Annotated in this window: 9 protein-coding genes; 6 read left to right on the forward strand and 3 right to left on the reverse strand. The window is 42.3% G+C overall.

Translation table 11 applies throughout. From position 1 onward, the window contains the following. Positions 1 to 528: 528 nt before the first annotated feature. From ACE04G_RS17480 to ACE04G_RS17500, 5 genes are all read left to right on the forward strand, one after another. Entirely contained in the window at positions 529 to 1,701 is a 1,173-nt protein-coding gene (locus ACE04G_RS17480; protein ID WP_449004722.1) for a sensor histidine kinase, read from the forward strand. Next, positions 1,688 to 2,332: a response regulator transcription factor gene (locus tag ACE04G_RS17485; RefSeq protein WP_237175222.1), complete on the forward strand. Its 645-nt coding sequence runs from the start codon at positions 1,688 to 1,690 to the stop codon at positions 2,330 to 2,332. The genes ACE04G_RS17480 and ACE04G_RS17485 overlap by 14 nt, the downstream gene beginning before the upstream one ends. Before the next feature lie 180 nt (positions 2,333 to 2,512). Continuing rightward, positions 2,513 to 3,544 carry an alpha/beta fold hydrolase gene (locus ACE04G_RS17490; protein ID WP_449004721.1) on the forward strand — a complete coding sequence of 344 codons (1,032 nt, stop codon included), beginning with the start codon at positions 2,513 to 2,515 and terminating at the stop codon, positions 3,542 to 3,544. Between the two features lie 251 nt (positions 3,545 to 3,795). Beyond that, positions 3,796 to 5,178 carry an erythromycin esterase family protein gene (locus tag ACE04G_RS17495; protein ID WP_449004720.1) on the forward strand — a complete coding sequence of 461 codons (1,383 nt, stop codon included), beginning with the start codon at positions 3,796 to 3,798 and terminating at the stop codon, positions 5,176 to 5,178. 143 nt (positions 5,179 to 5,321) lie between these two features. Beyond that, on the forward strand, positions 5,322 to 7,061 hold the full coding sequence (locus tag ACE04G_RS17500) for an ABC-F family ATP-binding cassette domain-containing protein (RefSeq protein WP_449004719.1): 1,740 nt from the start codon (positions 5,322 to 5,324) through the stop codon (positions 7,059 to 7,061). Positions 7,062 to 7,131: 70 nt separating this feature from the next. Here ACE04G_RS17500 and ACE04G_RS17505 read toward each other — a convergent pair whose 3' ends face one another. Further along, on the reverse strand, positions 7,132 to 7,515 hold the full coding sequence (locus tag ACE04G_RS17505; RefSeq protein ID WP_047843165.1) for a hypothetical protein: 384 nt from the start codon (positions 7,513 to 7,515) through the stop codon (positions 7,132 to 7,134). A gap of 323 nt (positions 7,516 to 7,838) precedes the next feature. Continuing rightward, positions 7,839 to 9,440 (reverse strand): response regulator transcription factor, encoded by a 1,602-nt coding sequence (locus ACE04G_RS17510; protein ID WP_047843166.1) that lies wholly within the window; start codon positions 9,438 to 9,440, stop codon positions 7,839 to 7,841. A 341-nt stretch (positions 9,441 to 9,781) separates the two neighbouring features. Here ACE04G_RS17510 and ACE04G_RS17515 point away from each other — a divergent pair, with 341 nt between their 5' ends. Further along, positions 9,782 to 12,064 (forward strand): beta-glucosidase, encoded by a 2,283-nt coding sequence (locus ACE04G_RS17515; RefSeq protein WP_221821750.1) that lies wholly within the window; start codon positions 9,782 to 9,784, stop codon positions 12,062 to 12,064. A 190-nt stretch (positions 12,065 to 12,254) separates the two neighbouring features. Here ACE04G_RS17515 and ACE04G_RS17520 read toward each other — a convergent pair whose 3' ends face one another. Continuing rightward, a complete protein-coding gene (locus ACE04G_RS17520) occupies positions 12,255 to 12,815 on the reverse strand; it encodes a TetR/AcrR family transcriptional regulator (protein ID WP_221821349.1) in 561 nt (186 codons plus the stop codon). Positions 12,816 to 12,950: the final 135 nt, after the last annotated feature.

Consider the following 12,950-nt stretch of genomic DNA (forward strand, 5'->3'; position numbering starts at 1 on the left):
AGAAACGATAACGCGGGGTGGGATCTCACAGTTGGTTGCTACTGTAATTTGTATTATTACTTCAATGATATTATCGAGCTTTGAGTTATCTGCTGTATATGTGAATGTATCCTTTGCGCTCATTCTTGCATTTCTGCCAGCCAGTGTGAATATCCCTAGTTCTTTTTTACTCGATGGAGAAAAAAAGTATTGCCGGAATAATCCTTTCTTATGTAGTCACTGCCCTTGCCATTGCAGGGTTAAGAACATTGCTAGACTACTATATGAACATAGAAGAAAATCTCTTTTAGTATACGGAATAGTAGCTGCATTTAGTGTTGTAGTATATACACTCTCATGGATCATATGCACAAGATGGATAAGCCGTAAAGAATTATGACCACTTGGAAAAGAACTGTATTTTTCTTGCGAAATAATCTAAGATTTACTCTTAGGTAGTGATAAAACTTGATGAGTAGGGAGTGGAAAAATATTTTCGTGGAGTCAGAGCAGTCATCGTTCAATGATTCTCGTTATCTAGGAGCTAGAATGAAAAAAATCATTTCTTTCATGGACTGGAGTATATTCTCGCTTCGTTTTTATCATTACTTGTTGCTTGCCATTCTAATTCTAACTGTACCCGGAGACTCGGCTCACGTTCAATTGGAGATCATCTGGCTTTTGGCGGCCTTCCTTGTCCCGATCTTATTTTGGTTTCCACAACTGCGGTTGAACAATCTGTGGTTTTGTATTACCGAGGTCGTTCTTGGCGGCTCATATTATGTGAATATGACTATCCATTCTGAATTCATCTCCTCGCCTGATTACTTGCTTCCCAGCCTAACCATGGGCTACTTATTGACCAGAAAGACATTTTGGATTATCCCTACTGTTTTTTTGATACCATTCGTCTTCCTGTTCAATCAAGGATACACCTTGAACCTGAGCATGAGTATGGGGTTCGACAACTTGTTATTTTGCTTTATTGGTATCTGGGTAAACTTCATAGCTAATGCTTATCGTCAGAAAAATGCCTTGGCGGTTGAAGTTGAACATCAGAACAGGTTGTTGAGCCATTATGCCGCTCAGGTCGAGAAATTAACGTTAATGGAAGAACGAAGTCGTATGTCCAAGGAACTCCATGATACACTTGGGCATTCCTTTATTTCCCTGATCATGAGTCTGGATGCGGCCATTGCTCTATTGGATCATAAGCCTGCTGAGGTGAAAGATAGACTTATTCGCTTGAGAGCGTTAGCCAAGAGGAATCTCGACGAAATGAGAGATGTTGTTCACGAAATGGGAGAAGACGATACTAGCCTCTTTAAGCAGATTAGCGTACTTGCTGATAGCTTTGCCGAGCACACTGGAACGAATGTTACATTGAATCTGCCTATGACAGAACATGCAATGCTTCTTAAAGCGCGACAAGCTATTCTGCGCATGATTCAGGAATCGTTTACGAATGCGCTAAAACACGGAAAAGCGTCTAAGCTGAATTTGGAGCTTTCCTTTGTTGAGGAAGCCTTACATATTGTTATTCGAAATAATGGTAAGCCATTGGACAAATTGGAATACGGCTTTGGCTTGACCACGATGAAGCAACGGATTCAGGAAATTGGAGGTAAGCTTACCCTCTCATCCTCATCTGGAGCCACGTCGTTCACCGAGGTGAGATGCGAAATTCCGTTAAATGGAGTGATGTTACATGCAGAAGATTAGAATATTAATTGTCGACGATCAAGAGCTTATTCTGGAAAGTCTGCATATTGTCCTGTCTCTTGAAGAAGATTTTGAAATTGTCGGATTAGCCAAAAATGGGGAAGAAGCCATTGAAGGCAGTAAACAATTTCAGCCTGATATCGTGCTAATGGATATTAATATGCCCGTCATGGATGGCGTTGCTGCAACGTCAAGAATTAAGCAGCAGCTTCCAGCGATTAAGATCATCATGCTGACCTCATATAAGGAAGTGGATTATGTTTTGACGGCATTAAGTCATGGAGCAGAGGGCTATCTACTCAAAGCGATCCGTCCCAAGGAGCTGGCTGCAGGAATACGTGTGGTTCATACAGGAGGTACATTGATTTCTCAGGAAGTGGCTGCCAAATTGATAAAAAACATCTCCCCGTCTGCTGCTCCAAAGAGCAACGAGTACGGATTGAGCGCACGTGAAATTGAAGTGCTTCACAAGTTGGCATCTGGCTTGCGCAACCAAGATATTGCTGAGGCTTTGTTTCTTAGTGAAGGGACCGTTAAAAACTATATTTCTTCCATCTATTCCAAATTGGATGTGAAAGGAAGGAGGGAGGCAACTCGCAAAGCCAAAGATTCAGGAATGATGGAAGAATAAACAGGTAGAATATTACTGATGTTCATAAAAAATCGGCAACTCATTAGAGTTGTCGATTTTTTATGTCATAGGTCAATTCATGACTAAATCGCACTATGTCTATATGACTTTTAAAGTCTAAATTTATAACAAGCGGAACAATCACTTCGGAAGATTGAAGCGCAGAGAGGGGTAATTCGGATGAAAAAAATGAAAAAAATATTTTTTGGGATCGGTATTGCTGTTTTAATACTTTCAATGGTGGTTCTTTACTTTCCAACATGGACTCCGAAAATAAAAGGGGAAAATAGTATTAGTGTACTGGAACAAGTAGAGATCAATGGAACAGGTCATGAAATCATGATCCGCGGTCAAAATGTAGAGAATCCGGTTATTCTGTATGTACACGGTGGGCCGAGCGCATCTGAAATTCCGCACGCAAAGCAATATCAGGATGTATTGGAATCCAGATTTACCATTGTGAACTATGATCAAAGAGCAAGCGGAAAGTCTTATCATTTTTTTGAGGATTACTCCAATTTATCAACGGACTTGCTGGTTGATGATATACTGACCATCACGGATTATATATCTGAACGGCTTGGCAAGGAAAAGGTGATCCTGATCGGCCATTCCTTCGGTACTTACATTGGTTCTTTGGCTGCCCATAAAGCACCGGAGAAATATGAAGCCTACATCGGAATTGGTCAGGTAGGAGATACCAAGCAGAGTGAGATAGACGGTTGGAATTATGTAATGAAACAAGCTCAGCTTGCAGGTAATGATGATGACGTAGCAAGACTTAATCAGGTTTCTGAAGCTATTAATCAAGGGCAGACATTTACACCGAGAGACATTGTTACACGATACAATGGTGCTGCGAGATTGATGGATAACCCTGATGAAAGTTTCCTTGGAATGGCGTTCAGCAGTGAATACAACATGCTCGATGTCATACGTTATCATAAAGGAATGACTTATTCACAAGGAATTCTAATTGGTGAAGTGATGAGTCGTCCATTGCCTTCCTTAATTAAGAAGCTGGATCTGCCATTTTATTTTGTAATGGGAGATTATGACTTTATGACTTCGTCCCATGCTGCCAAACAGTTTTTTGACGGAATTAAAGCTAACAAGAAAGAATTTATTTCTTATAAAGAATCGGCTCACTACCCACACTATGAAGAAAAGGAAAGATTCTTCAATTGGATGACAGATACGTTCACTCCATAACATTTGTTAGAAATTAAAAAGAGAAGTGTGCGTAAATAAAAAGTAATCCGCTGCTGTTTTCAAATAGAGACTGACATTAGGAATCGTTGCAGAAATGCTGACGATTTTTTTTGTATACATTTACAGAGCGTTATAGAGCTAAAGTCTATAATATTTGATACTTTTTTAAACAAATCTTAAACGCAACGTGGATTGGTTTTAAACTCCAGATGTTAGGCTGATATACATAAAAACAGAGGAGTGTCAGCCTAATGAATCAGTTGGTTAGAAAAGTGTTATTGTCTACAGTGGTGTGCAGTTTCAGTGTGATGTCCATTGGTCCGGTGGCATATATGTCTGGATCAACTTTAGTAGACAAGAAGAATACAATATCTTCAGAATTAATTTGGAAAGAGAGCGTTCGCTCAAATGCAAATACGATTACATCCGTTAACGCAGAAAAAAATGATCAGTACTCTGATTTGATGTTTCTAAAGTCTATTTTAGCGGATAAACGAATCGTTAGCTTGGGAGAAGCATCGCATGGAACATCAGAATACAATTCAATGAAAGTAAGACTCGTAAAATTTTTGCATGAAGAACTAGGATATGATGTCATTGCATTTGAATCCAATCTAGCCGATACTACTGCTGCATATGCTCAAATACATAATACAACGCCAGAGGAATTGATGAAGAGCTCTGTCTATGGCGTGTGGCAGGTTGAAGAGAACTTACCTTTATTTGAATACATTGCACAACAAAGCTACACGGATCATCCTCTTATATTAACTGGATTTGATTCACAAGGCACGTCGGAGTCTTTTATTCAATTCGTTGAGGCGTGGTTTGCTAAGGTCGACAAGAATAAAGCAACAGCATTTGCGCAAACGGAACGCTGGTATTTAAAGCTTAACATGGTTAACAAAGTAGACGATTTTAATATTCAAAAGAAGAAAATAAAAGAAAAATATATTACTCTCCAAAAGTTTGTAAGAGACAACAAAGCTGAATTAAGCAGGAATCAGAAAGAGCAACTCAATCTGATATCTCTGGTAGATCGCGTCTTACAAAATAGGTTAGACATGTTGGATAACTACCATCCTCATATTGTAAATCTGCTAGCAGGAGTAGACCCTGAGAAGCATTTGAAATTGGGAAGTTATGAACGAGATCGCGTGATGGCTGATAATGTAGAATGGCTTGCAGAAACAGTCTATCCTGAGGAGAAAATTATTTTATGGGGACACAATTATCATATACGTAAGAATAATTCCACAATGATCACAGAGCATAACGGATACGATTATGATAATAATCCATATCCAACCATGGGTGAGATGCTTCCATACTCACTCAAGCAAGCTGGTTATGTTATAGGTTTGTATGCATATGAGGGAAGCGCATATAAAAACAATGGAGAGGAAGAGCAAGTCCTGCCTCACAAAAAAGGAAGTCTTGAAGATATTGCAGGAATTGAAATGGGTCCAGCCCGGTTCATCAACATGAAGGACAAGGAGTTAAGTCCAACAACGGAATGGATGTACACACCTCGAATTGCCAAAGCATGGGGAGTTTTAGATGAAAAGATGATACCTCGCGATCAGTATGATGGAATATTACTTATTCATAAAATCCATCCCTCTAATCACTAGGAAAGAGCGTACTCAAATTTCGAAGTGAGGGTAAGGGCTAAAAATCGATTGTACTTGGTGGTAAACAGTGTTACTCTAAAAGTCTGTGTTCGACAATATATTCAATACTAGCCACCAATTTAGTTGTAAAGAAAGGTAACACTATGATAAAAGTTGAAAACTTATCCTTCTCATTTCCACAAAAGGAACTATATAAAAACATTTCATTTACGTTTGAAGAGGCACAACATTGTGCTTTTATCGGAACAAGCGGAAGTGGAAAGAGTACACTGATCGATATCCTGATGGATCCGGAACGATATTTGTTCGAGGGCAGGTTAGAGATAGACCCTGATTGCAGAATCGGGTATGTGAGTCAGTTTTTGCAAGTAGACAAAACAAAAGAAATGACCGTTTTTGAATATATCGCAGAAGAATTCATCAAGATACAAGATGAAATTACAGCGATTTATGCGGAGATGGCCACCACATCGGATATGGATTCCCTGATGGAAAAGCTTCAATTGGCTTTGGATGCCTTCGAAGCGATGGATGGGGACAATTTCGAAAAAAACATCAATAAACAGTTAAACCTTGCCAACCTCATGAAGCTCAAAGATCTTAGTATATCCGCCATAAGTGGCGGGGAATTCAAACTTATTCAAGTGATGAAGGAAATGCTGAATCGTCCAGACTTCATGATTATGGACGAACCCGATGTATTTCTAGACTTTGAAAACCTGAACGCGCTTAAAAAATTGATTAACTCCCACAAGGGAATGCTGCTGGTCGTTACACACAACCGGTATCTGTTGAATCATTGTTTCAACAAAATCATACACCTAGAAAACACAGAGCTCCAGGAGTTTGACGGGCGATATATCGATTATAACTTCTCACTGCTTCAGTCTAAGATCGAACTGCAAGAAATCGCGGTTGCAGAAGCTGAAGAAATTGAGAGATACGATCACATCATCGACAATCTTAGAGAGATCGCCACATATAATTCGGAAGCCTCGAGAGGCAGAGCGTTAAAAGCCAGAGTCAAGTTTCAAGAGAGATTGGAAGCACGTCGAATAAAAGAACCCTTTGTCGATATCAAACAGCCAAATATCCGTTTTGGGATCGATAAGGAAATGGAAGACACCGTTGTAGTTAACGTCAATAACTATAGCGTTTCCTTTGACGAGTTGCTTTTGGAAAATGTGAACTTTGAGATCAAATCGACAGATAAAGTAGCCCTGATCGGTCCTAACGGTACCGGGAAAACGACTTTACTCCGAGAAATCTTTAAAAATAATCAGGATTCCATTGAAATAGATACCGATGTTAAAGTGGCCTATTTATCTCAGGTTCAAGGCGAAATGTTAAAGGATTCGAATACCATCCTAAATGAATTCATAGATTCCGGGTTTCAAACGTATGATGAAATTAGATCGTATCTTCCAAACTATGGCTTTGATGGAGAAATCCTTGATCAAAAGATTGAATCATTGTCTGGCGGTGAAAAAAACATGCTTCAATTGGCTAAAGTTTCTGCCAGTCAAGCCAACGTATTGCTCCTGGATGAACCAACAAGCCATTTGGATATCTATACACAAATCGCATTGGAGAAAGCCATTGAAGACTACAAAGGTGCGATTATCATGATTTCTCATGATTTTTATTCGGTTGTAAATGGTATGGATTATGTTTTAATTATTGAGGACAGAACGATTAGTAAAATGAGTATAGAAGAATTCAGACAGATGATTTATGCGAGTCATTTTGATGAAAACTATCTAGAAAATGAACAAAAGAAAAAGTCTGTTGAAATGAAAATTGAATTGGCTTTAAAAGATACTAATTTTGAACTTGCAAAAAGTTTGGTTGATGAGCTAGAAAAGCTGATTAAGTTGCTTTAGACAAGGTGAATATTCCATAAATCTAAATCCCCCTGTATGTGGATTAATCCGCATACAGGGGGATTTACTTCTAGAAACAGCTAAACGAGCTGATTCGCTGCAGATCAATGCCGGTGTATAGCCAGAAGAAGCCATTCCAGCGGAAGCCAGCCACCGAATTTCTACCGACAAATACCGGGTACATCCAGAAGCCGGGACCACGATCCGGCCAAATATATGTGTAGCGAAACAAACAGCCGGATATGGCTCTTGGATCTACCGCATATAACGAAGCGGGTTGCTGTGGAATGAATGATGGTGGCGGTCCGGTAGGTGCCTGCACGCCTTGTGGTCCGCCGCCTCCACCCCCGGGGAACGATGGCGGACCAGGAAATCCGCCGGGTCCTCCTGGTCCTCCGGGACCCCCAGGTCCGCCAAATCCTCCACCAGGTCCAAAAGGAGGTAAAAATGTCATATCACATCACTCCTGTTCATTAGTCTAATGTATTGTATGTAGGCAGTTGAGCAGGGGAATGGGTGAAAGCCTATAAAAGGCTGCTAATTTGGTCATGGCCTTGTCAGGCGGATATTCAAAATAAAGACAAGCTCAAGCTGCGACCGTTTATCCTTGGCCATGTGGAGTAGTGAGTTTCTTTCATGTTTTGGGAAAATTGGACAAAACTACGGTGAAGCCATAATAGATTTATACGAACTGCAAAAATGCACTGGGAGCAATCCCGGTGCATTCTCCTTTTAAAATGAGCGATAGGCCAAGACCTTTTTTTTCCATTCATTTCGTTAACGAGTGCGAAAGTCCTGTGGTGTGCAACCATAATGCTTTTTGAATATTTTTATAAAATGCGGCGGAGCCAAAAAGCCAAGCGCCTTGCTGACATCTGCAATTTTGAGGTCTGAGTTCAATAACAGGTAAGATGCTCTGTTCATACGTAAGCTGTACAAATAATCACCAATCGTTTCTCCAGTGACCGTTTTGTACACCTTGGACAGGTAAACGGGGTGCAGGCCGATATAATCGGCAATGACCTGAAGGGAGATACCTTCTGCCAAATGCTCCTGAATGTATGTTCTCACTTTAGACGTAATTTGTTCGTGCGCATTCATCAGCTGATTGGAGGCCTGCTTGCGTCGCTGATTAATCATTTTCTCTGCCCAGCTATATATGCGTTGGCCGGATAACTGGCTCTTTTTCCGAAGCAAAAATTCGAACTCCTCCCCAAGCATTTCCTCAACCGTCGTGTCCTGCGATTTTAGTGAAATCGAGAATGTGGAAGACAGGTAGAGTAGTACTGTAAACAATTGATCGTGGGACAGTTCTTTGCCAACTTCGTTCAAGAAAAGAATTCTGGAAATTTTGCTTATGGCCTCATCCCAATTACCTGATTCCAGCAAGTTAGGGAGCAAGGGTGGCTCATACAAATTAATGAGGTTTTGCTGTTCATGGGAATCCGCATCCTTTTTGTCCAGCGTAATAAAATAGCTTTTGTTGCTGCCCACATTCCGATTGATGGCTGACACGGAGGCTAAATATAGATCGGAGAGGTGGTCAGGGAAGAATTGCTCTTTACTCAGACAAATGGAGATGGCTCCCTTTAAAAATTTTTGCACATTGTTTTGCAGTCTGACCGCGTGGGAGTCGACTGAATCGAGTGCATGTAGATCACTGTTTTTGATCAGAAATACCAGATATCCCTGCTCTGTAATGCAATGCCACAGCTTGAACGGATGCTGAAACACTTCTTCGGCTATATTGGTTACAGCATATTCGAGCAAGGATAATGACCGAAGATCATAACCGGAAAATTCTTCCTCCATCCGAATGACCATCATAATAAAGGGGTCAGAGGACGCAAAGGGAATCTCCAGCATGCTGAGACGCCCGGCCAAAATCTGATGGCTCATGGCTTTGTTCTGAAGAAGTTCCTTGAGCAGCTGATTGCGCAACAAGGGCATATTGGCGTGAAGAGCATGCTGAATTTGCTGAAATGAACTGATGCGTTCCCATTCGTGCTCAATATTGGCGATAGCCTTTGTTACAGCTTGGATGAGCTCATCGGTATTTATCGGCTTCAGCAGATAATTAGCAGCCTGATACTGAATTGCTTTTTGGGCATATTCAAACTCATCGTGACCAGACAAAATAATACATCTAATTTTACTGGAGAATCGCCGAATCTCCAAAATAAGCTCCAAACCATCCATCTCGGGCATACGAATATCGGTAATCATGATATCAACAGCGTATTTGGAAGCGATATCGAGAGCCTCCGCAGCCGAGTAAGCTCTATGCACTTCCTGGATGCCATAATCTTCCCAGGGAATTGTCAGCGCGAGACTATCAACAACCGATTTCTCGTCATCCACTATTAATAAACCGTACAAGCTAATTCCCCCTCTATAGACAAGCTGTTACAACACTTATTGTATTGTATGATGGCCGAACTATCATTTCAATGGATGCCGCCTTGGCTCACCTCAAATCTTAAGAAAACGATACAGATGTTCAGAAATACCTATGCGGATTACCGCTGCAAATGGCTTGCGAGGCATGAAAGCTTTCTTTGTATTCAGATTGCGTTATATCACATTAAGAAAGCGCTATTTCATGTCATTCAACGAGACAGTATTATTAAAAAGAGAACTAAAACAATATTATGCGGGACCTTACATAACCGTTTTGCATGTCAAGGATACCTGCCGATAGATGAAGGAGTGTCTGGATGATGAATCGTGATATCAAGCAAATCGTGAAACAGTTAACTTTAAACGAAAAGGCAACACTATGCTCAGGTAGCAGCTTTTGGACAACGCATGCTATAGAACGTTTGGATATTCCATCCATTATGATGACTGATGGTCCTCATGGATTACGCAAGCAAGCAGGTGATGCCGACCATTTGGGACTGAATGGAAGTGTTCCCTCCACTTGTTTTCCATCGGCGGTTGGGTTGGCCAGCTCCTGGAACCGGGATCTCGTTCAACTTGTCGGAGAAACAATTGGTAAAGAGGCGCAAGCGGAGGATGTCGCCATTCTGCTCGGCCCAGGGGCGAACATCAAGCGTTCCCCGTTATGCGGGCGCAACTTCGAATATTTCTCAGAGGACCCTTACCTGACGGGTGAACTGGCAGCATCTCATATTTCAGGTGTGCAAAGCCAGGGTGTGGGAACCTCACTTAAGCATTTTGCAGTGAACAATCAGGAGCATCGCCGAATGACTACCGATGCGGTGGTCGACGAGCGGACGTTAAGAGAAATCTATCTTACCGGGTTTGAGAAGGCGGTCAAGCAAGCGCAGCCATGGACAGTAATGTCTTCTTACAATAGAGTGAATGGAACGTATGCGTCGGAGAATGAATATTTGCTGAATACCATTCTGAAGGAAGAATGGGGACATGAGGGCTTTGTTGTGACAGACTGGTCCGCAGTGAATGAGATCGCAGCCAGCATCGCCGCGGGACTTGGACTGGAAATGCCTTCTTCCAACGGAGAAGGACCACGTAAAATTGTGGAGGCGGTGAATGGCGGCGAGTTATCCGAAGAAAAGCTTGATCAATCCGTGGAGAGGTTGTTAGCTGTTATTTTCAAGACGGCAGAGCATAAACGTCCAGAAGCAACCTTTGATTCTGAGCAGCATCATCAGATTGCCAGAGAGGTAGCAGGAGAAACAATGGTTTTGTTGAAAAACGAGGACGATATTCTTCCGCTGAGCAAGAATAGCCGCATTGCCGTTATCGGAGAGCTAGCTCAGAAGGTCAGATATCAGGGCGGCGGCAGTTCGCATATCCATCCTACTCAACTGGATAACCCTTATGAACAGATAGTTTTACTTGCTGAAGCGGATGCATCGGTGACTTATGCTGAGGGCTACAAGCTTGCTTCAGATGAAAGTGACCCGCTATTGATGGAGGAAGCCGTCGAGGCGGCCAAGGCAGCGGAAGTCGCTGTGCTGTTCATTGGTCTGCCTGACCGCTATGAATCGGAAGGATATGACCGGTCTCACATGGACATCCCCGCTAACCAATCGGCGCTAATCAAAGCCGTTGCCTCAGAGCAGCCTAACCTTGTTGTCGTATTAAGCAATGGATCACCAATTGTGATGCCATGGCTTGATGATGTGAAGGCAGTACTGGAGGCGTATCTGGGCGGTCAGGCAACTGGAGGAGCCATGGCGGATCTGTTGTTCGGAGAAACCAACCCAAGCGGTAAGCTGGCGGAAACGTTCCCGCAATCGGTGCATCATAACCCTTCGGCTCTGTTTTTCCCCGGGGACGGAGATCGTGTGGAATACCGTGAAGGCATATATGTTGGTTATCGTTACTATGATCGTAAGGGTATTGAACCGTTGTTCCCGTTTGGTTACGGATTGAGCTATACACAGTTTGAATATACCGGTCTGAATCTGAACGATACACAGTTCAAGGATACGGATCGGGTTACGGTAACTGTTACGATTCGAAACACAGGCACTCGTTACGGTCAAGAGGTTGTGCAATTGTATGTGCGGGATCAGCAAACCGTAGTAAGTCGTCCGGACAAGGAATTGAAGGGATTTGCCAAAATCGGACTGGAGCCGGACGCTGAGGGCAGCGTTTCCTTCACACTGGATAAACGCAGCTTTGCCTATTATAATGTTGATTTGAAGGACTGGCATGTAGAGAGCGGTTCCTATGATATTTTGATTGGCTCATCCTCTCGTTCCATTCTCCTGCAACAGACGGTCAACGTGGAGTCCACAACAACCGGGCCAGTACCTACCTTTGACCGTAATACAACGCTGGGTGAGCTGCTCGCCAATCCAAAAACGATGGCTGTCATGAGTCAATTACAGGGACTGGTTCCAGAGGGAACGGAAGAGGCACAATCCGATGCGATATCCTCCGAAATGATTCAGGCAACCATGAAATACATGCCGCTTCGTTCGTTGATTCCGTTTACGGGAGGGGCTTTCACGGAGGAAACTCTTTCCCAGTTGCTTGCTGGATTAAATGCGGCTGTTCGTCAGTAAAATCAAACTTCTGCTTCAACTATAAAACGCTCAAAAACGCCTATAAGTCATGACTTATAGGCGTTTTCCATCTAAGGATGTTATAAGATGTATTCAGGATGTACACATCATCGAGAGGGCTGCTCCATCTGATCTCACAGCGGTCCTCATAGCACAGCTATCAGTTATATCTTAAAATCGGAACCGCTATTCAGGACTTGAGATGATCCAAAAATATGTTCTTGAGGATATTAAATTGCTCGGCTTCGTCCACTTTTGTTTGGAAGGCTTCAATGCCATTGAGCATCGCTGTTTTTTTGGAGAAGTTGCCAAAGACATTAATCATCGTGTTAATCGTTTCAACCACATTGGCATCGTTACGAACAGATCCATCCTTTTGACCAAGCTCAGCCAGCTCTGCACAAAGCATAATAATCTGTTGATAGTTAGAATGATACATCTCGATATCCTCCAACGGGGACTTGGACATTGCGACGTAACACTCAAACGCTTCTATTAATTTGGAGCTTTGCTGGCTTTCTACCTGCTGAAAAAAAACTAGCGAGTCGAAAAGGCGGCCAAGCTTGTCGTAGCAGGTGCCTTCACCTCTGATAATATCGGAGAATACCAGAACCTCGGACTGAACAATATCTGATGCTACGGCAACAATAAGCTGCTCTTTCCGCGGAAAGTAGCGGAAGATTGTTGCCACCCCCAGTATTGCCTCGTCCGCAATATCCTGCATGGTCGCTTGCTCGAAGCCTTTATTCAAAAAAGCAATTTTAGCTGCTTCAATTATAGCTGCTCGTCTTCTTGTTTTGAGGTCACTGCGCTCTTGTTGAAGCCTTTGACGGGGTTCTATTGTAAAAACCTCCTTGTTGGAATGAACTCAAACTATGCTATCAAA

The organism is Paenibacillus sp. AGC31 (assembly GCF_057334655.1).

What these genes read in the sequence shown, in the direction of transcription:
- ACE04G_RS17505 (WP_047843165.1), bottom strand. Translation starts at nt 7,515, where the DNA reads ATGACATTTTTACCTCCTTTTGGACCTGGTGGAGGATTTGGCGGACCT.
- ACE04G_RS17490 (WP_449004721.1), top strand. Translation starts at nt 2,513, where the DNA reads ATGAAAAAAATGAAAAAAATATTTTTTGGGATCGGTATTGCTGTTTTA.
- ACE04G_RS17480 (WP_449004722.1), top strand. Translation starts at nt 529, where the DNA reads ATGAAAAAAATCATTTCTTTCATGGACTGGAGTATATTCTCGCTTCGT.
- ACE04G_RS17500 (WP_449004719.1), top strand. Translation starts at nt 5,322, where the DNA reads ATGATAAAAGTTGAAAACTTATCCTTCTCATTTCCACAAAAGGAACTA.
- ACE04G_RS17485 (WP_237175222.1), top strand. Translation starts at nt 1,688, where the DNA reads ATGCAGAAGATTAGAATATTAATTGTCGACGATCAAGAGCTTATTCTG.
- ACE04G_RS17515 (WP_221821750.1), top strand. Translation starts at nt 9,782, where the DNA reads ATGAATCGTGATATCAAGCAAATCGTGAAACAGTTAACTTTAAACGAA.
- ACE04G_RS17495 (WP_449004720.1), top strand. Translation starts at nt 3,796, where the DNA reads ATGAATCAGTTGGTTAGAAAAGTGTTATTGTCTACAGTGGTGTGCAGT.